Below are 19453 nucleotides of genomic sequence, written 5' to 3' on the forward strand. Positions count from 1 at the left end.
CGACGCGCGCCGCTCCCGGCCTGCGCTCGGCGCGCGGGCTGGCGTGGCGGCTGCAGCGCACCGTGCTGCTCACCTGGCTCGTGGGCCTCACCGCCATGGGGGCGGCGTTCGGGTCCGTGACCGGGAGCGTGGAGGACGTCGTGGCCGAGAACGACGAGATGCTCGCCGTGCTGTCGCGCCTGGCCCCGGGTGCCACCGTCACCGACCTGTACCTGGGGTTCGTCATGGCGCTGCTGGCGATCGCCGTCGGCGCGTACACCGTCCAGGGCCTGCAGCGCATGCGCGCCGAGGAGGCCACCGGGCGCCTGGAGCCGGTGCTCGCGTCCGCCACCGGGCGCACCCGCTGGATGGGTGGGCACCTGGTGCTCGTGGCCGGCGGGACCCTCGCGGTCCTCACCACCACGGGCCTGGCCGCCGGCCTCACCCACGCGGTCGCCACCGGCCGGGGCGTGGACGCCGTGCTCGAGCCCGTCGTCGGGGCGTGGGCGCAGGCACCGGCGGTCCTGGCCCTGGCCGGTGTGGTGGTCGCGCTGTTCGGGCTGCTGCCCCGCGCCGGCGGCCCCGCCGCGTGGGCGCTGCTGGGCGCTGCCCTGGTCATGGGTCAGCTGGGCGCCCTGCTCGACCTGCCCGGGTGGGCCCTGAACCTCTCACCGTTCACCCACGTCCCCCTGGTGCCCGCCGAGGACCTCACCGCCGCACCGGTGCTGTGGCTGCTTGCCGTCGCCGCCGGCACCACCGCCCTCGGCGTGGCGACCTTCCGCCACCGGGACCTGGCGATCCCCGCCTGACCCCCACCCGCCCCCACGCCGGCCCAACGGGGAGCACCTTGTGCGCATAGCGCATCAGGTGCTCCCCGTTACCCCAGGCGCGAGCCGGGCGGGCAACTCACCCGGGTTGACCGTGAGGATCCGTCCGTCGGCGTCGTGGTGGAGCTCGGTGACCTTGACGGTCCGTAGGTGCGTCTGCCCGCCGGAGAGCGTGGAGTCGTGGAAGAACAGGTACCAGCGGCCCTCGAACTCGACGATGGAGTGCTGCGTGGTCCATCCGCTCACGGGTGTCAGGACGACACCTTGGTAGACGAACGGGCCGTACGGGTTGTCCGCGGTCCCGTAGCAGATGAGGTGGGTGTCCCCGGTGGACCAGGACAGGTAGTACCGGCCGGCGTTCTTGTGCACCCAGGCGCCCTCGAAGAAGCGGCGGTCGTGGTCGTCCGCCCGCAACGGTTCCCCGCTGGGGTCGAGGATGACGACCTCACGGGTGGGCTCGGCGAGGTGCTTCATGTCCGGAGCGAGCCGGGCCACACGCGGACCGAGCGCCGGTTCGCCGTCGGTCGGCTCGTCGTTCGCGTCGTCGAAGACGTCGTCACGGTACTTCTGCAGCTGACCGCCCCAGATCCCGCCGAAGTACAGGTAGTGCTCACCGTCGTCGTCGGGCAGGACCGCCGGGTCGATGGAGTAGGTGCCGGGAATCGGCTCAGGCTCGGGGGTGAACGGGCCTTCCGGTCGATCGCCGGTCGCAACACCGATGCGGAACAGGCCCTCCGCGGTCTTCGCCGGGAAGTAGAAGTACACCGTGCCGTCCTTGCGGACGGCGTCCGGCGCCCACATCTGACGCTCGGCCCACGGGACGTCACGGACGTGCAGCGCCTGCCCGTGGTCGACCGCCGGCCCCGCAGGGTCCTGCATCGACAGGACGTGGTAGTCCTCCATCGCGAACTGCTCACCACTGTCGTCCTTGGGGACGTCGGTGTCGATGTCGTGCGAGGGGTAGACGTACAGGACGCCGTCGAACACCCGCGCGGACGGGTCCGCGATGTGCATGTGCGTCACCAAAGGCGCCGGACCGCCCGTGGTCACCGGATCGCTCGTCATTTCCGTGCCCACGTGCCTCTACCCGCTCTCATCTCGCCGACATGCGCGGCCAGGCTACCCGGCCCAGCGGGGTCCCCCGGCACGGCGAGCCCGGCCCGGCCTGCGGTGCTGGAGGCCCGGGTGCGTGACAGCCATGAGCACCCCAGGATGGTGGGATGGATCTAGCCATCGGCGACCCGGTGGTGCAGGTCGGGGTGGTGCTCCTCACGGCACTCCTCGTGCACGTGGTGCTGGGCCGGCTTGGCCTTCCCGTCCTGCTGGGGCTGCTGGTGGCGGGGATGCTGCTCGGGCCGGGCGGCGTCGACATGGTGCCGCCGTACCCGATCGTCGAGCCGCTGGGTGAGATCGGCCTGCTCTTCGTGATGTTCACGGCCGGTCTGGAGATCGACCTCAAGGTCGTCGCCCGCAACCGGCGACCCACGGTGCTCTTCGGCCTGCTCTCCTTCGCCTGCACGGCGCTGCCGGCATTCGGCGTGGCACTCCTGCTGGGCTTCACCGTGCCGGCCGCCGTCCTGCTGGGTGCGCTGATCTCCTCGCACACCCTGGTGGCCTACCCGATGCTGATGCGCCTGGGGCTCCAGCACCGCCTGCCCGTGATGGCAGTCGTCGGCGGCACCCTGCTGACCGACACGTTGGCGTTGGTGCTGCTCGCCCTGGTGCTCGGACCGGAGTTCGCCGAGACCATCCCGTTCGGCTGGGCGATACCGGTCGTGCTGCTCGCGCTCCTTGCGGCCGCCGCCCTGTGGGGTGTGCCGAGACTGGCCGCCGCCGCCCTGGGCCGTCCGACGGCCTCGCGCGCCGAGCGCTCGCTCTTCGCCATGGTCGTCCTGCTCGGCTTGGCGACGGCCACCGAGGCGATCGGCACCGAGGGCATCCTCGGGGCCTTCCTCGCCGGCATCACGCTGAACCGCGCCCTGGCCGAGCGCGAAGAGCTGCGCGAGCACGTCGAGTTCCTGGGGCGTGCCTTCTTCGTGCCGTTCTTCTTCTTCTGGACCGGCACCCTCCTCGAGCTGGCGGTCTTCCTGGAGTGGCCGGGGGTGTGGTCGCTCGCAGCGCTGCTCCTCGCCCTGGTCGTGGTGGGGAAGGGGGCCGCGGGGTGGTTCGCCGGTGCGGTGTTCGGTTACACCCGGCGCGAGCGCGTACTGATGGGCGCCCTGACGGCCCCGCAGGCCGCCGCCACCCTGGCGGTGGCGATCACCGCCCACGACGCCGGGCTGTTCACGGACGAGATCGTCGACGCGGTCGTCGTGGTCATCTTCCTCACCTGCCTGGCCGGGCCGATCCTGACCCAGCGCATCGGCCGGCGGCTGGCCAGGGACGGGTCGGGCGGCGGACCTCCCCAGGGACGCGCGCCGGGCGGAGCCTGAGCAACGGGAACCCTGCCCGTCGTGGTGGCTCTCAGCGGCGCGCGATCTGGGTGTTGGACACCTGGGCGCGGGGGCGGACCACCAGGGTGTCGATGTTCACGTGGTGCGGGCGGGTGAGGGCGAAGGTGATGACGTCCGCGACGTCGTCCGCCACCAGCGGCTGGTACCCCTGGTAGACGGACGCCGCCCGCTCGGCGTCGCCACCGAACCGCACCATCGAGAACTCCTCGGTCGCGACGTTGCCCGGGGCGATGTCGATCACACGCACCGGTTCGCCGATCAGCTCCAGGCGCAGGGTCGTGGTGAGCATCCGCTCGGCGTGCTTGGCGCCCGTGTAGCCCGCGCCGCCCTCGTACGGTGCGATGGCCGCGGTCGAGGTCACGACCAGCACGTCGCCGCGGCCGCTGGCGCGCAGCTGGGGCAGGAGCGCCTTGGTGACCCGCAGGGTGCCGAGCACGTTCGTCTCGTACATGCGGCGCCACCCGTCCACGTCGGCGTCCTCGACCCGGTCCAGGCCCAGCGCCCCGCCGGCGTTGTTCACCAGGGACGTCAGGCCACCGGTCGCGGCCACGTGGTCGGCGAGCCTGGTCACGTCCTCGTCCCGGGTGATGTCGACCGCGAACGGTTCGGCGCCCGTCTCGTCGGCGAGCTCGGTCAGGCGGTCCGCGCGACGGGCCACCGCGACCACACCCCACCCCTCGGCGCGCAGGCGCCGCACGGTCGCGGCACCGATCCCGGAGGACGCGCCCGTCACCACGGCACGCAACGGTCGGTCGGTCATGAGGTCTCCTCGTCGATGGTCGCGTCGATGTCCGTCAGCACCGCGTCCAGGGCCTCCAGGGCCCGGTGGACCTCGGCATCGGTGACGACGCATGGGGGCACCACGTGGATGCGGTTCTCCACGAGGAAGGCAAGCATGCCCCGCTCCAGCAGGCCCGTCCGAACCCTGCCCATGACACCGGCCCCCACAGGCTCCCGGGTCGCGCGGTCGGTCACGAGCTCCACCGCCCAGAACACCCCCAGACCGCGCACCTCACCCACGCACGGGTGCTCGGCCGCCAGGCGCGCGAGGCCGGGACCCAGGACGTCGGCCCCCACCCGTGCCGCGTTCAGGACCACCCCCTCCTGCTCCATGGCCTCGACCGCCGCGACGATCGAGGCCATGGCCAGGGGGTGCCCGGAGTACGTGAGCCCCCCGGGGAAGACGCGGTCCTCGAACGTGGCCGCGACCTCCTCGGAGACGATCACCCCACCGACGGGCACGTACCCGGAGTTCACACCCTTGGCGAAGGTCACCAGGTCCGGGCGCACACCCCAGTGGTCCAGCGCGAACCACGCCCCCGTGCGCCCGAACCCGGCCATCACCTCGTCGAGCACCAGCAGGACCCCGTACCGGTCGGCGACCTCCCGCACCCCCGCCAGGTACCCCGGTGGGGGGACCAGGACCCCGGCCGTCCCCGGCACGGTCTCCAGCAGGATCGCCGCGACGGACTCCGGCCCCTCCGCCTGGATCACCCGCTCCAGGTGGTGGACGGCGCGTTCGGCCTCCTCCTGGGGGGTGCTCGCCCAGAACTCGCTGCGGTACGGGTACGGCCCGAACACGTGCACGTGACCCCGGGCGTACTCGTTGGGCACCCGCCGCCAGTCACCCGTCGCGACCACCGCCGCGCCGGTGTTGCCGTGGTACGAGCGGTACGTCGACACCACCTTGTCCCGGCCGGTGTGCACCCGGGCCATCCGGATCGCGTTCTCGTTGGCGTCCGCCCCACCGTTGGTGAAGAAGACCTTCGCCATGCCGGGCGGGGCGTGCCGCAGCACCGCCTGGGCCGCCCGCCCGCGCACCAGCGCCGCGTGCGCCGGTGACACGGTCGGCAGCACGGCCGCCTGCTCCTGGATCGCCGCCACCACCGCCGGGTGGCAGTGCCCGATGTTGACGTTGACGAGCTGGCTGGACAGGTCCAGGTACCGGCGCCCGTCGTGGTCCCACACCTCGCTGCCCCGCCCGCCCGCGACCGCCAGGGGTGTCAGCGACCCCTGCGCGGACCAGGAGTGGAAGACGTGGGCACGGTCGAGCTCGACGCTCGTCGCGCCCTCGTCCACCGGTGCCGCCGGCGCTGCTGGCGACGGTACGGCTGACGGTGCGGGTGACGCTGCTGGCGGGGTCATCGGTCCTCCCGGTGGGCGGTGCGGCGGGCCAGGGACGGCGGGGTCAGGCGCCGCCGGGGTTGAGGGTCACCTCGATCGGCTCGAACTGCTCACCGGTCACGTCCACGCCCTCCTCCTCGAGCTCGGCGAGCGCACGCTCGACGAACTCGTTGGTGTAGGCGTTCTCCGGCGGCTCGGAGCTGATGATCGTCGCGCCGGTCTCGTTGGACGTCTCCAGCGCCATGGCGACGGTCGCGTCCCACGCGGCCGGGTCGACGGTGCCGATGCCGCCGGTGGTGGACGGCCAGATCAGCCTGTTGACCTCGTTGGTCATCCACAGCTGGTGGCTGGTACCGAGGGTCGAGCCCGCCGCGGTGACGATCTCGGCGGCCTGCTCGGGGTTGTCGCGGGCGAACACCCACCCCTGCAACGACGCCTTGAGGAACGCGACGGTCGTCTCCTGGTAGTCCTCGTCGGACTCCAGGCGCTCGGCGTCCGCCCAGATCGCGTCCTGGAGCATGGCCGTGCCGACCTCGTTCCAGTCGATGACGGTGAAGTCCTCCGGCTGGTACAGCTCACCGGTCTCGGGGTTCTCGGCCTCCAGGAGCTGGGCGTACTCGTTGTACGTCATCGCCTGCGCGGCGTCGATGTCACCGGACAGCAACGCGTTCATGTCGAACGCCTGCTGCACGATCTCGAAGTCCTCCACACCGGCCTGGTTCAGCCCGGCGAACAGCTCCCACTCGTTGCCGTAGCCCCAGCTGCCGATCTGCCTGCCCTCGAGGTCCTCCACCGTGGTGATCCCCGAGTCGGCGAACGCCACCTGCAGGGTCGCGGAGCGTTCGAAGATCTGCGCGACGTTCGTGATCTGCGCGCCCTGCTCGATGGACCCGAGCACCTTGGGCACCCACGCGATCGCGTAGTCGACCTCACCGTTGGCCAGGGCGTCCTGCGGGACGATGTCCCCACCGCTGGGGACGATCGTGACGTCCAGACCCTCCTCGGCGTAGTACCCCTGGTCCAGGGCCGCGTAGTAGCCCGCGAACTGGGCCTGCGTCAGCCACTGCAGCTGCAGGGTCACCGGGGTCAGGTCCCCGTCGGCCTCGGCTGTCGTCCCGGGGGCCGGGTCCTGGCCGGGGGTCTCCTCGTCGGTCACGGTGCAGCCGGTCAGCGCGACCGCTGCCACACCGACCGCGGCGATCCGTGCGCGTGTGGTTCTCCTCATGTCCCTCACCTCTTCTGCTGGGTGCTCGTGCTGGTGGTCGTGCGGGGGGCAACTCGACCGACCTGACGTCCTCGGCAGGTGGACCTCCAGGGGGTGGCGTGCGGCCACCGGCGACGGACCATCAGCGGCTCACCACCGGTGCCGTGCGGCGCCGCACGAGGTGCTCCAGCGCCAGGGTCACGCCGTAGAACACCAGTCCCACGACCACACCACCGACCACGAACGCCCACGCCCGGGCGTAGTTGCTGCCCGCGGCGGCGGTGGTGATGAACGACCCGATCCCGGTGCGCGGCCCACCGAAGTACTCGGCGACGATCGCGGAGATCACCGCCAGCGACGACGCCAGCCGCAACCCGGTGAACACGAACGGCAGCGCGGTGGGGATGGTCAGGGTGCGCGTCACCTGCCTGCGGGTGGCCGCGTACACGCGCAGCAGGTCACGGTGCACCGGCCGGGTCTGACGCAGACCACGCAACGTGGTGACGAACACCGGCACGAACGCCGCCACCGCGGCCACCACCCACCTGGCGGTCTCCGCGGCGGCACCGAACATCGTGTACAGGACGGGGGCGAGCGCCACGATCGGGACCACCGCCAGGCCGGCGACCATCGGGGCCAGGACCCTGTCCACCGACCGTGCCATCCCCGCCAGGATCGCCGCCCCCACACCCACCAGCGCCCCGATGACCAGGCCGACCAGGGCGTTGGTGCCCGTCACCACGATCGCCCCCGACAACGTCGGCCACATGGCCTGCACCTCACCGGCGATCGCCCGGGGGCTGGGGAGCAGGAACGGGGGGATCTGCGCGGTCACCACCGCGACCTCCCACACCACCAGCAGCCCACCGGCCAGCAGCACCGGTGCCGCGACCCGCGGCAGGGCCTCGCGGGCCACCGTCGTGCCGCGGCCCCCTGCCGTCGGGGCGCTCACCGGTTCTCCACCCCGACCACCCGTGCCGGCTCCCCGCCGTGCAGGGCCGCACGTACCTCGGTGACCGCGTCGAAGTACGCCCCGTCCTGCCGCAGGGTGTCCTCACGTGCCGCACCGGCACCCAGCCGCACGTCCACCACCTGCTGGATCCGGCCGGGCCGGGCCGACATCACCACCACCCGGTCCGAGAGGAACACCGCCTCGGGGATCGAGTGGGTCACGAACACCACCGCCGCCCTCGTCTGGGCGCAGATGCGGGTGAGCTCGACCTGCAGGCGCTCGCGAGTCATCTCGTCCAGCGCCCCGAACGGCTCGTCCATGAGCAGCAGGCTCGGCTCCTCGGCGAACGCCCGGGCGATCGCGACCCGTTGCTGCATGCCCCCGGAGAGCTGGTCGGGGAAGTGGTCGGCGAAGTCGGCCAGCCCCACGAGCTCCAGCAGGTGCTCGGCCCGTGCCCGGCGCTCGGCCCTGCCGGTGCCGTGCAGACCCAGAGGGAGCTCGACGTTGGCGCGGACCGTCCGCCACGGCAGCAGGCCGGCCTGCTGGAACGCGATCCCGTAGTCGTGGGCCAACCGTGCCTGCTCGGGGCTGCGACCGAACACGGTGATGCTGCCGGCGGTGGGGGTGTCCAGGTCGGCCACCAGGCGCAGCAGGGTGCTCTTGCCGCACCCGGAGGGCCCGATGAGGGACACGAACTCGCCGGCGGCGACGGTCAGGTCCACCTCGTCGAGGGCGACGACGGGACCGGCCTGGCGACCAGAGCCGAACACCCGGCTCACGGACCGGACCTCCACGGCCGCGGCGCGCTGGTCGGTGGGGGGCTCACCTGGGGTGGTCATGCGGGGACCTCCGTCCTGCGGTAACGGGCCAGGGGCAGGCCGAGAGCGCCGACGAGGCCCGCGACCAGCAGTCCCAGCGCCACGGCGCCCATCAGCGGGGCCCAGGGGCGGGCCGGGTCGCTGCTGGCGAAGTTCGCGAACTCGAGGATCATGCGACCCACCCCTCCGGGCAGGCCGGTGGAGACCTCGGCGACGACCGTCCCGACCACGGCGTTGGCGGCCGCGAGCCGCAGCGCCGGCAGGACGTAGGGGACGCTGGCGGGCAGGCGCAGCCGCACGAGCGTCGTCCACCACCCCGTGCCGTAGGCGCGCATCAGCTCGGTGTGGAGGGTCTCGGGTGACTGCAGGCCACGCAGCGCACCGACCGCCACCGGGAAGAACGCCAGGTAGGAGGCGATGACCGCGACGGACATCCACGCCTCCCAGGTGACCCCGGCGACCTGGATGCGACTGCCCCAGCTGCGCACCACCGGGGCCAGGGCGATCAGGGGGACGGTCTGGCTGAGGACCACCAGGGGCAGGACGGCGTTCTCGGCGACCCGGACCCGTGCCATGAGGACCGCGAGCGCGAACCCCACGACGACGCCGATCGCCCACCCGGCCAGTGCGATGCCGAGGCTGAAGAGGCTGGCCTGGGCGACGGCGACCCACAGGGGTGGGGCGCCGGGGGCGGCGGTGAGGGGTTCACCGAGCCGGATCAGCACGTCCCACGTGTGGGGCATCGCGAGGTCGGTGGTGCGGGGCAGGACCCGCGTCCCGCCGATGCTCCACCCGTCGGCGGGGCCGAGGGCCTTGTACAGCTCCCACAGCAGTGCCAGGCCCAGCAGGCCCAGGAGCCCGAGGGCGGCGTCCGGCAGCCGCAGCGCGCGGCTCCACCGGATCATCGTGGCGGTCATGACGTCGCGGTGACCTGGTCGGCGAGTGCGGGGATGACGCGTTCGCCGTACAGGCGCAGGGTGTCCTCCTTGTTGTCGTGCTGGAGGTACGCGGCGAACTGGTCGACGCCCAGGGCCTTGAGGGCGGTGAGCTTCTCGACGTGCTCGTGGGGGCTGCCGAGCAGGCAGAACCTTTCGACGATCTCGTCGGGCACGAACCGGGTGTGGGAGTTCCCGGCGCGGCCGTGCTCGTTGTAGTCGTAGCCCTCCCGGTCACGGATGTAGTCGGTGAGGGCCTTGGGGATCGCGGAGTCGGTGCCGTACCGGGTGACGATGTCGGCGACGTGGTTGCCGACCATCCCCCCGAACCAGCGGCACTGCTCACGCATGTGGGCGCGTTCGGCGGGGGCGGCGCCGTCCCCCACGTAGGCGGGGGCGGCCACGCAGATGGTGACGTCGTCGGGGTCCCGCCCGGCGGCCTCGGCGGAGTCGCGCACGGCCCGGACCATCCAGGCGGTGATGTCGGGGTCGGCGAGCTGCAGGATGAACCCGTCGCCCACCTCGCCGGTGAGCTTCAGGGCCATCGGCCCGTAGGCCGCCACCCACACCTCCAGCTCGGAGCGGGCGCTCCAGGGGAAGCGCACGGTGGAGCCGTTGTGGTCCACGGCCCGGCTGTTGCCCAGCTCCCGGATCACGTGGACGGCGTCCCGCAGGGTCCTGAGGTTGCTGGGCCGGCCGTTGAGGGTGCGGACGGCGGAGTCCCCGCGGCCGATGCCGCACACGGTGCGGTTGCCGTACATCTCGTTGAGGGTCGCGAAGTGGGAGGCGATGACGGTCCAGTCGCGGGTGGCGGGGTTGGTGACCATCGGGCCCACGACGACGTTGCGGGTGGCCGCGAGGATCGCCGAGTAGATGACGAACGGCTCCTGCCACAGCAGGTGGGAGTCGAAGGTCCACACGTGGCTGAAGCCGTGGGTCTCGGCCTGGCGGGCGAGCTCGACGGTGCGGGCCGCGGGCGGGTTGGTCTGGAGCACGACGCCGAAGTCCATGGGGGTCTCCTTCAGACGAGGTACTGGGTGAGGTCGCGCTTGACGAAGCGGCCGTGGCCGGGGGTGCCGTGGTAGCCGTCGTCGTCGACGAGGACCCGTCCCCGGGACAGGACGAGGTCGACGTGGCCGTCGATCTCGAAGCCCTCCCAGGCCGAGTGGTCCATGTTCATGTGGTGGGTCTTGCCCAGGCCGATGGACGTGTGCCCGGCGGGGTCGTAGACGACGACGTCGGCATCGGCACCGGGGGCGATCACACCCTTGCGGCCGTACATGCCGAACATGCGGGCGGGGGTGGTGGAGGTGACCTCGACCCAGCGTTCGAGGGTGATCTCGCCGGTGACGACGCCCTGGTACATGAGGTCCATGCGGTGCTCGACCGAGCCGATGCCGTTGGGGATCTTGGAGAAGTCCCCCAGGCCCAGCTCCTTCTGGCCCTTCATGCAGAAGGGGCAGTGATCGGTGGAGACCATCTGCAGGTCGTTGGTGCGCAGCCCCTGCCACATGTGGTCCTGGTGGCCCTCGGCGCGGGAGCGCAGCGGGGTGGAGCACACGTACTTGGCGCCGTCGAAGCCCGGTGCACCGAGGTGCTCCTCCAGGGAGAGGTACAGGTACTGGGGGCAGGTCTCACCGAAGACGTTCTGGCCCCGGTCCCGCGCCGCGGCGAGCTGCTCGACGGCCTGCTTGGCGCTGACGTGCACCACGTACAACGGGGAGCCGGTCAGGTGCGCGAGCATGATCGCGCGGTGGGTGGCCTCCTCCTCCATCTGCCAGGCCCGGGCCACCCCGTGGTAGTACGGGTCGGTCTTGCCCTGGGCGAGCAGCTGGGACACCAGCACGTCGATCGCGGGCCCGTTCTCTGCGTGCATCATCGTGAGCAGCCCGAGGTCCGCGGCCTTCTGCATCGCGCGCAAGATCTGCGCGTCGTCGCTGTAGAACACCCCCGGGTAGGCCATGAACAGCTTGAAGCTGGTGATCCCCTCCTCGACCAGGGAGTCCATGGCGGCCAGGGAGTCCGCGTCGACACCGCCGATGATCTGGTGGAACGAGTAGTCCACCGCGCAGTTGCCGGCGGCCTTCTCATGCCAGGCGGCCAACCCGTCCTGGACGCGCTCACCGGCACGCTGGACGGCGAAGTCCACGATGGTGGTCGTGCCACCCCACGCCGCCGCCCGCGTCCCGGTCTCGAACGTGTCCGAGGCGTTGGTCCCGCCGAACGGCAGCTCCATGTGGGTGTGGGCGTCCACCCCGCCGGGCACCACGTACTTGCCCGTGGCATCCACGACGCGGTCGACGTGGGCGGCGACGTCGAACCCGAGCAGGGTCGAGCCGGGCGCCAGGACGGCGGCGATCGTCTCGCCGTCGACGAGCACGTCCGCAGGGGTGCGGCCGGTGGCGTTGACGACGGTGCCACCACGGATCAGGGTCTTCACGGGGGGCCTCCGGGGGTCAGGGGGCGACGATCGGGCCGTAGGCGTCGGGGCGGCGGTCGCGGTAGAACTGCCAGCGCTCGCGGACCTCGCGGATCTGGCCGAGGTCCACGTCGCGGAGGATGACGCCCGCGTCGGTGGAGCTGGCGACGTCCCCGACGTAGTTGCCGTCGGGGCCCACCACGTAGGAGCTGCCGTAGAAGGAGACGGCCTCGTCCCCGTACTCGTTGGTCTCGGCTCCCACCCGGTTGTTGGTGGCGACGAAGTAGCCGTTGGCGATGGCGGCGGCGGGCTGCTCGATCTCCCACAGCTTGTTGGAGATCCCGGGTGCGCTGGCGTTGGGGTTGAAGACGATCTCGGCGCCGTTGAGGCCGAGCACGCGCCACCCTTCGGGAAAGTGCCGGTCGTAGCAGATGTTGACGCCGACCTTCCCCACGGCGGTGTCGAACACGGGGTACCCGAGGTTGCCGGGACGGAAGTAGAACTTCTCCCAGAACTTGGGCAGGTGGGGGATGTGGTGCTTGCGGTACTTGCCGAGGTAGGTGCCGTCCGCGTCGACCACCGCGGCGGTGTTGTAGAGGACCCCGGGCTGGTCCTCCTCGTACACGGGCAGCACCATGACCACGCCGAGCTCCTTGGCCAGCGCCGCGAAGCGGTCGACCGTCGGGCCGGGCACGGACTCGGCGTAGGCGTAGTACTTCGGGTCCTGGGTGATGCCGAAGTAGGGCCCGTAGAACAGCTCCTGGAACCCGATGATCTGGGCGCCGTCGGCGGCGGCCGTGCGGGCGTAGTCCTCGTGCAGGGCGATCATCGACTCCTTGTCGCCCGTCCACGGTGTCTGGGTCAGTGCCACTCGCACGACGCTCATGTCGCCTCCGGTCCTCGGCCATCTGGTTTTGTTATTCTGGCCCTTGAACATTTCTTTGGGGTTACTCCCCGTCACCGTGCGTTTCCCGCCCGTAAAACCTCACCAACCGGTCACAGACCCCAGGAGTCGCCGTGCGGAGCCCACACCACCCGCAGGCCCCCAGCCCCCTGGACCTCGTCCTGGGGGCCGTCGAGGAGCCCAGCCCCCACGGCATCGCGGCGGCGATCTCCCGCCTGGTGCGGGACGGCACCCTGGTCGACGGCACCCGCCTGCCCACGGTCCGCGCGGTCGCCGGCGCCCTCGGCGTCAGCCCCGCCACGGTCAGCACCGCGTGGCAGGCGCTCGCCGGGGTCGGGCTGCTCACCACCCGCGGGCGCGCAGGGAGCCACGTCCACGCACCCGACCGGACGTGGCTGCCTCCCCGCTACCGGGGGCTGGCGGGCGACCTGGGGAACATCCGTGTCGACCTGTCCACCGGCACCCCCGACCCGACCCTGCTGCCCGACCTGGCCGCAGCCCTGGCCCGCACGGGGGCCGCGACCCCCACGACCAGCTACGTCGAGGCCCCCGTCGTCCCCGCCCTCGAGGAGCACCTGCGTCGCACGTGGCCCTACCCCGTGGAGTCCCTGACGGTGGTCGACGGTGCGATGGACGCCGTGTCACGCTCCCTGGAGCTGGTGGTGCGGTTCGGCGACCGGGTGGTGATCGAGAACCCGGGGTTCCCACCGCTGCTGGACCTACTGGACCACCTGGGGGCGGTCCGCGTGCCCGTGGACGTGGACGCCGACGGCCCCACACCGGCCGCCCTCACGGCGGCACTGGGCACCTCACCCGCGGCGGTCGTCCTGCAACCGCGCGCCCACAACCCCACGGGGGCGTCCATGAGCGAGGACCGCGCCCGGGACCTGGCCCACGTCCTGAGGACCCACCCCGACGCCGGACGGACCGTCGTCGTCGAGGACGACCACTCCGGTGAGGTCGCCACCGCACCCGACGTCAGCCTCGGCACCCACCTGCCCGACCGGGTCCTGCACGTCCGCTCGTTCTCCAAGTCCCACGGCCCGGACCTGCGGATCGCGGCACTCGGCGGGCCGGCGGACCTCATGGACCGGATCGTGGCCCGACGCATGCTCGGGCCCGGGTGGACCAGCCGCACCCTGCAGCGCGTCCTCCTCGAGCTCCTCACCGGCCACCACGGCATGACGGCCGTCACCGAGGCCCGGCGGGTATACCACTCCCGCCAGGCACGCCTGGTGCGCGCCCTGGCCACCCACGGCGTGACAGCACGCCCCGGGGACGGGATCAACCTGTGGCTACCGGTGGCGTCCGAACGGGACGCCACCCTGCACCTGGCCGCCGCCGGCATCCGCGTCGCACCCGGCTCCCCGTTCTGGTCAGAGCCCGGCCCCGACCACGTGCGTGTCACCGCCGGGATGCTCCGCGACGGCGTCGAGGAGGTCGGCGCCGTGCTGGCGGCCGCGACCCGGGCTCAGAGCAGCTCGACGCGGTCGGCCTGAGGGCCGCGCTCGCCCTGGCGCACCTTGTACCGGACCCGGTCGCCCTCGCTCAGGGCGTCGGCACCCTGCAGGACCGACACGTGCACGAACAGGTCGGCACCACCGGCGTCGGGGGTGATGAACCCGAAGCCCCGCTCGGCGTCGAACCGGGCCACCACACCCTCACCGCCGCGCACCGGGGCGGTGGGCGGGCCCTGGCGTCCCGGACGTCCACGGTCCGGCGCCCCGGTCCCCCGCCTCGGGGACGAGCCGCGGACCAGCTGGACGTCGCGCGCCTGCGGGCCCTTCTCGCTGACGGCCACGTCGTACGTCACCCGGTCGCCCTCGGCGAGTTCGGTGAGCCCACCAGCCAGGGCCCGGACATGGACGAAGACGTCCTCGCCCCCCGCGTCGGGGGTGAGGAACCCGAAGCCCTTGTCACCGTCGAACCAGGTGACGGTCCCGTCCGCTCCGTCCGACGTGGGGTTCGGCGCGCCGGCGTCGGGGCCCAACGGCAGCACGTGGCCGGCCTGCGACCCCTTGGGGCCCTCGACCACCATGAACGCCACCCGCTGACCGTCGGTGACCACACCCCCACCCACGATCGCCGAGCTGTGCAGGAACAGCTCCGCACCGCCGCCGTCGGGGGTGAGGAAGCCGTACCCCTTGGCAGGCTCGTACCAGCTGACCGTGCCCAAGGCACCCAGCTGCGCACCGGGAGGCAGCTCACCGGTGACCCGCACCCGCCGGGCCTGCGGACCGCGGTCGCCCTCACCCACCTCGAACTCGACCGTCTGCCCCTCGCGGAGCACCCGCTCGCCGTCAGTGACGACCTCGGACGCGTGGACGAACAGGTCCACGTCCTCGCCCTCACGGGCGAGGAAGCCGAACCCCCGGTCGACGTCGAACCAGCGGACAGTCCCCTCGGGCACAGTTGACTCCTCGTCACGAGAACAGGTGAAGGCCCTAGTCTCCCCGACTCCAGGGCCCCCGCGCGCAGCACCACCGGCGCCCATCCACGGGCGGGCCACGGTCCGCGCCTCAATGGGGAGCAGATGAGGCGCATACCGCAGCATCTGCTCCCCACTGGCGAGCCCGGGAGGGGTGCCAGCGGGCGGTACGCGTACGCTGAGCGCTGGTGACAGCAGGGCGCCGCCCCCGCCCGACGACGGACGGGACGGCAGACCCGACCGGGCCTCTAGCTCAACTGGCAGAGCAGCGGACTTTTAATCCGCGGGTTGTGGGTTCGATCCCCACGGGGCCCACCACGTGCGTGTCCTGTGGAGCGGTGGCACGATCAGCCTGAGGCTCTGGCCCCCCACGGGAGTCCCTCCACGTCAAGTCATCTCTCATGGTTGCGTCCAGACATGCCGAGAATCACTGCAGGCGGGTGTGGACACGCATCCACCGCGGGGGACAAGGGGTGGTGGGCATGGGTGCGTCAGACGCGGCCGAGGCCAGGGCCGGAGCTCGTGATGGGCGCCGTCGCACCGCCGACCCCGCGCACGGGCACGTCCCCTCACCTCACGCCCCCGCCGAGGGTGTCGCACCCACCGCACAAGGCGATGACGCCGCCCACGGACGCGACCCGGACGCCGAGACCGAGCCCGCCACACCCCCCACCGAGCGCCCCGAACCGGTCGAGACACCCCTGGAGCGGTTCCTCTACCAGACGTCCTCGTCGCACCCGTGGATGTCCGCAGCGACCATCGCCGGGATGCTGGCGGTCGGCTGGTTGGCGGTCTACGCCTCCGGTGGGTCCCAACGCGCCCTCCCCCACCTGTTCTACGTGCCGATCCTCGCCGCGGCCCTGCCGTTCGGCCTGCGCGGCGTGCTCGTCACCGGCACCGTCTCGACGGTCCTGGTCGGCCCGCTGATGCCGCTGGACACCTCCACCGGGGCACCGCAGGACACCATGAGCTGGGTCGTTCGGGGCGTGATGTTCCTGCTCATCGGGTCGATCTCGGCGATCGCCCTGCGGGCACGGGACCGCGTGTACACGCGCCGCCTGCAGGAGGACCTGCGTGAGGCCCTGACCCGGGCGCGGCTGCTCCCCAGCGCGAAGGACCCCGCCCTCGCCGAGCAGGTCCGCGAGGTGCTCGACGCACGCCGCTTCCACCCCGTCTTCCAGCCCATCTACAGCCTGCGCACCGGCGAGCTCGTCGGGGTGGAGGCGCTGACCAGGTTCGACGTCGAGCCCTACCGCAGCCCGGACCAGTGGTTCGCCGCAGCGGAGGACGTCGGGCTCGGCACCGACCTGGAGATCGCCGCCATCGAGGCGGCGCTGGCCCACCCCGAGGTCCATGGCCTGGCGGTCTCCGTCAACGTCTCACCCGCCACCCTGGCCGACCCGCGGCTGCTGGCCCTGGCGACCTCGTGCTCCGGCCGCACCCTCACCCTGGAGATCACCGAGCACGCCGCCATCGAGGACTACCGGCTGCTCAGCGAACGGATGGAACCGTTGCGCCGGGCCGGGGTGCGGGTCGCGGTCGACGACGTGGGCGCGGGGTTCTCCAGCCTCAAGCACATCGTCCAGCTCGCCCCCGACGTCATCAAGCTCGACATGTCCTTGACCCAGGACGTCGAGGACTCCCCGTTGCGCAAGGCGCTGGCCACCTCCCTGGTGGAGTTCAGCGAGCACACCGGCGCCGTCCTGGTGGTCGAGGGCATCGAGACCGACCAGGACCTCGCAGCCTGGGCCGCCATGGGTGCGCACGCCGCCCAGGGGTACCTGATCGGCCGCCCCGGCAACCTGCCCGTCTCTGCCGCGAGCAGCGTGATCGCGCAGATGAGGCAATCGCGCTGACCCCGCCCGCACCTGCCACGGGAGCCGCTGGACGTCTGCGCACGTTCCCTTATCGTTGTCTGCCATGGACCTACCCGGCTCACCACCCGAGCCACTCGGACGGACCCTGCCGGTGACGGCACGGTGAGCCCCGAGTGGCTGCTCCTGATCCTGGTGCTCGTGCTGATCGCCGCGAACGCGCTGTTCGTGGCCGCCGAGTTCGCGCTCGTCACGGTCGACCGCCCCACCATCACGCGCATGGCCGACGAGGGCGACAAGCGGGCGACCTCCGTCGGCAAGGCCCTGAAGACCCTGTCCACGCAGCTGTCCAGCGCCCAGCTGGGGATCACCGTCACCAGCCTCATCGTCGGGTTCATCGCCGAACCGTCGATCGCCACCATCCTGCGAGGCCCCATCGAGGCCACCGGCCTGCCCGAGGGCACCAGCGCCGCGGTCGCCCTGGGCCTGGCGTTCCTGCTGGCGACCGGCACCCAGATGGTCTTCGGTGAGCTGGTCCCCAAGAACTGGGCCATCGCCGAACCCGTCCGGGTGGGCCGGGCCATCGCCGGACCCCAGCGCGCGTTCACGTGGGTGATGAGCCCCCTGATCTGGTTCCTGAACGGCAGCGCCAACCGGGTCGTCCGCCGGCTCGGCATCGAACCCCAGGAAGAGCTCGCCTCGGCACGGTCCGCCCAGGAGCTGGGGGCCCTGGCCACCCGCTCGGCGCTGGAGGGCCTGCTCGACGCCGACGCCGCCCGACGCGTCACCCACACCGCCGAGCTCACCGAACGGACCGCCGCCGACGCCATGACCCCCCGCCCGCGGGTGGAGTTCATGGACGCCACGGACCCCCTGGCCGACGTCCTCACCCTGACCGCCCGCACGGGGCACTCCCGGTTCCCCGTCCTCGGCGAGGACGTCGACGACGTCGTCGGGGTGGTGCACTTCAAGCACGCGCTGGCCGTGCCCCTCGCCGAACGTGCGGGACGCACCGTCGCCGACGTGATCCGCCCGGTGGCGGCCGTCCCGTCGGCGATGCCCCTGGACGCCGTCCTCGGTGCGCTGCGCGACGGCCTGCAGATGGCGGTGGTGGTCGACGAGTACGGCGGCACCGACGGGGTCATCACCCTGGAGGACCTCGTGGAGGAGATCGTCGGCGAGATCGAGGACGAGCAGGACCGGCCCATCGGCCGGCACCGCCAGCTCGGCTCCGACTCCTGGTCGTTGTCCGGCCTGCTGCGCCCCGACGAGGCCGGGGAGATCACCGGGGTGGACGTCCCGGAGGGCGAGGAGTCAGACACCCTCGGCGGGCTCGTCACCGAGCACATGGAACGGTTCCCCGAGGTGGACGACGAGGTCGTCCTGGAGGGCCGCGACGCCCGCGTCCTGGACGAGGTCGGGCTCCCCACCCCCGCCCGGGTCACGTTGCGGGTCACCCGCCTGGACGGGCACCGGGTCGACCGGATCCTGATGTCGGTGGAGCCCCTGGAGGAGGAGGACGAGGACGATGGCTGACGTCCCCGCGATCCTCATCGGGGTGGCGCTCCTGATGGGCAACGCGTTCTTCGTCGGCGCCGAGTTCGCGCTCGTCTCGGCCCGACGCACCCAGATCGAGCCCCGGGCCGCCGAGGGCTCGAAGGCCGCGCGCATGACGCTACGGGCCATGGAACGCGTCTCGCTGATGATGGCCGGCGCCCAGCTCGGCATCACCATGTGCTCCCTGGGACTTGGGGCCATCGCCGAGCCGGCGGTCGCGCACCTGCTCGAGATTCCGCTCGAGGCCATGGGCGTCACCGGACCGGCCCTGCACGTGGTGGCGTTCACGATCGCCCTGACGATCGTGGTGTTCCTGCACATGGTGCTCGGCGAGATGGTGCCCAAGAACATCGCCATCGCCGGGCCGGAGCGGTCGGCCCTGCTGCTCGGCCCGCCCATGTTCGTGGTGGTGCTGGCCCTCAAGCCCCTCATCGTGCTGCTCAACGCCCTGGCCAACGCGGTGCTGCGCGTCCTCAAGGTCACCCCGCGGGAGGAGGTCACGTCCGCGTTCACCGCGGACGAGGTCGCCGGGCTGATCGGGGAGTCCCGCGCCCAGGGCCTGCTCGAGGAGGCCGAGCACGACCTGTTCGCCGGTGCCCTGAGCATCAGCACCGAGCGGGTCGGCGCCCTGGCGGTACCCCGCTCAGAGCTCGTGGTGCTGCCGTCCGGCGCGACACCCGCCCTGGCCGAGGCCGAGTGCGTGCGCACCGGGTTCTCCCGGTTCCCCATCGAGGACGCCGACGGCCAGCTCGACGGGTACGTCCACCTCAAGGACCTGCTGCGGCTCCCGGACCACACCGCCGACCAGCCGATCCCCCGCCGGTGGATCCGCCCCCTGGTGCGGATCCCCGCCGACGCCACGCTCGACGCGACGCTCGCCGCCATGCAGGCCCGGGGCACGCACGTGGCGCTGGTCACCGACGGTGGCACCGGCGCGGGGGTCGCGATGCTCGAGGACGTCGTCGAGAGGCTCGTGGGTGAGGTCGTGGACGCCGCGCAGCGCCCGCGGGCCTGACCGGCCCGCACCCCCGGCTGCCGC

At 72.2% G+C, this 19453-nt stretch carries 16 protein-coding genes, 1 tRNA gene and 1 pseudogene; 7 read left to right on the forward strand and 11 right to left on the reverse strand.

What is annotated here, in order from left to right; translation table 11 throughout:
- Window positions 1-788, forward strand: a pseudogene (locus tag N869_RS17625) (ABC transporter permease); the annotation flags it as partial.
- Window positions 789-842: 54 nt separating this feature from the next.
- On the opposite strand, the gene N869_RS02070 reads toward N869_RS17625, so the two are convergent.
- Window positions 843-1820 (reverse strand): glycoside hydrolase family 43 protein, encoded by a 978-nt coding sequence (locus tag N869_RS02070; RefSeq protein ID WP_232229578.1) that lies wholly within the window; start codon window positions 1818-1820, stop codon window positions 843-845.
- 206 nt (window positions 1821-2026) lie between these two features.
- Here N869_RS02070 and N869_RS02075 point away from each other — a divergent pair, with 206 nt between their 5' ends.
- A complete protein-coding gene (locus tag N869_RS02075; RefSeq protein WP_035057154.1) occupies window positions 2027-3238 on the forward strand; it encodes a cation:proton antiporter in 1212 nt (403 codons plus the stop codon).
- Between the two features lie 31 nt (window positions 3239-3269).
- Here the strand turns inward: N869_RS02075 and N869_RS02080 are convergent, their stop codons facing one another.
- The 9 genes from N869_RS02080 to N869_RS02120 form a co-directional block, all read right to left on the reverse strand.
- Window positions 3270-4019, reverse strand: coding sequence for an SDR family oxidoreductase (locus tag N869_RS02080; protein ID WP_035057157.1), 750 nt, complete (start codon window positions 4017-4019; stop codon window positions 3270-3272).
- A complete protein-coding gene (locus N869_RS02085) occupies window positions 4016-5404 on the reverse strand; it encodes an aspartate aminotransferase family protein (protein ID WP_052104862.1) in 1389 nt (462 codons plus the stop codon). Before N869_RS02085 ends, N869_RS02080 begins: the two co-directional genes overlap by 4 nt.
- A 43-nt stretch (window positions 5405-5447) precedes the next feature.
- Entirely contained in the window at window positions 5448-6608 is a 1161-nt protein-coding gene (locus tag N869_RS02090; RefSeq protein WP_035057163.1) for an ABC transporter substrate-binding protein, read from the reverse strand.
- A gap of 121 nt (window positions 6609-6729) precedes the next feature.
- The gene (locus tag N869_RS02095) at window positions 6730-7539 is read right to left on the reverse strand and encodes an ABC transporter permease (RefSeq protein WP_084136339.1); all 810 of its coding nucleotides are present in this window, start codon (window positions 7537-7539) and stop codon (window positions 6730-6732) included.
- Entirely contained in the window at window positions 7536-8378 is an 843-nt protein-coding gene (locus tag N869_RS02100; RefSeq protein WP_035057167.1) for an ABC transporter ATP-binding protein, read from the reverse strand. The genes N869_RS02095 and N869_RS02100 overlap by 4 nt, the downstream gene beginning before the upstream one ends.
- Window positions 8375-9274 (reverse strand): ABC transporter permease, encoded by a 900-nt coding sequence (locus N869_RS02105; RefSeq protein ID WP_035057169.1) that lies wholly within the window; start codon window positions 9272-9274, stop codon window positions 8375-8377. Before N869_RS02105 ends, N869_RS02100 begins: the two co-directional genes overlap by 4 nt.
- Window positions 9271-10302, reverse strand: coding sequence for a TIGR03842 family LLM class F420-dependent oxidoreductase (locus N869_RS02110; protein ID WP_035057173.1), 1032 nt, complete (start codon window positions 10300-10302; stop codon window positions 9271-9273). The genes N869_RS02105 and N869_RS02110 overlap by 4 nt, the downstream gene beginning before the upstream one ends.
- A gap of 11 nt (window positions 10303-10313) precedes the next feature.
- A complete protein-coding gene (hydA, locus tag N869_RS02115; RefSeq protein ID WP_035057175.1) occupies window positions 10314-11732 on the reverse strand; it encodes a dihydropyrimidinase in 1419 nt (472 codons plus the stop codon).
- A gap of 16 nt (window positions 11733-11748) precedes the next feature.
- The gene (locus N869_RS02120; RefSeq protein ID WP_035057177.1) at window positions 11749-12597 is read right to left on the reverse strand and encodes a nitrilase-related carbon-nitrogen hydrolase; all 849 of its coding nucleotides are present in this window, start codon (window positions 12595-12597) and stop codon (window positions 11749-11751) included.
- Window positions 12598-12728: 131 nt separating this feature from the next.
- On the opposite strand from N869_RS02120, the gene N869_RS02125 reads away from it, so the two are divergent.
- Window positions 12729-14114, forward strand: a complete 1386-nt coding sequence (locus N869_RS02125; protein WP_232229579.1) for an aminotransferase-like domain-containing protein — start codon at window positions 12729-12731, stop codon at window positions 14112-14114.
- Here the strand turns inward: N869_RS02125 and N869_RS02130 are convergent.
- Window positions 14087-15025, reverse strand: coding sequence for a cold-shock protein (locus N869_RS02130; protein ID WP_035057179.1), 939 nt, complete (start codon window positions 15023-15025; stop codon window positions 14087-14089). The genes N869_RS02125 and N869_RS02130 overlap by 28 nt on opposite strands.
- A 260-nt stretch (window positions 15026-15285) precedes the next feature.
- Between N869_RS02130 and N869_RS02135 the strand changes: the two genes are divergently transcribed.
- The 4 genes from N869_RS02135 (at window position 15286) to N869_RS02155 (ending at window position 19429) form a co-directional block, all read left to right on the forward strand.
- Window positions 15286-15361: transfer RNA gene (locus N869_RS02135), tRNA-Lys, on the forward strand.
- Window positions 15362-15525: 164 nt separating this feature from the next.
- Complete coding sequence (locus tag N869_RS16335) at window positions 15526-16899, forward strand: EAL domain-containing protein (RefSeq protein ID WP_198025927.1); 1374 nt, start codon at window positions 15526-15528, stop codon at window positions 16897-16899.
- Window positions 16900-17022: 123 nt separating this feature from the next.
- The gene (locus N869_RS02150) at window positions 17023-18393 is read left to right on the forward strand and encodes a hemolysin family protein (protein ID WP_035057182.1); all 1371 of its coding nucleotides are present in this window, start codon (window positions 17023-17025) and stop codon (window positions 18391-18393) included.
- On the forward strand, window positions 18386-19429 hold the full coding sequence (locus N869_RS02155; RefSeq protein WP_035057184.1) for a hemolysin family protein: 1044 nt from the start codon (window positions 18386-18388) through the stop codon (window positions 19427-19429). Before N869_RS02150 ends, N869_RS02155 begins: the two co-directional genes overlap by 8 nt.
- The last annotated feature ends 24 nt before the right edge of the window (window positions 19430-19453 follow it).

The sequence above is a fragment of the Cellulomonas bogoriensis 69B4 = DSM 16987 genome (assembly GCF_000767165.1).
Lineage (GTDB): Bacteria > Actinomycetota > Actinomycetes > Actinomycetales > Cellulomonadaceae > Actinotalea > Actinotalea bogoriensis.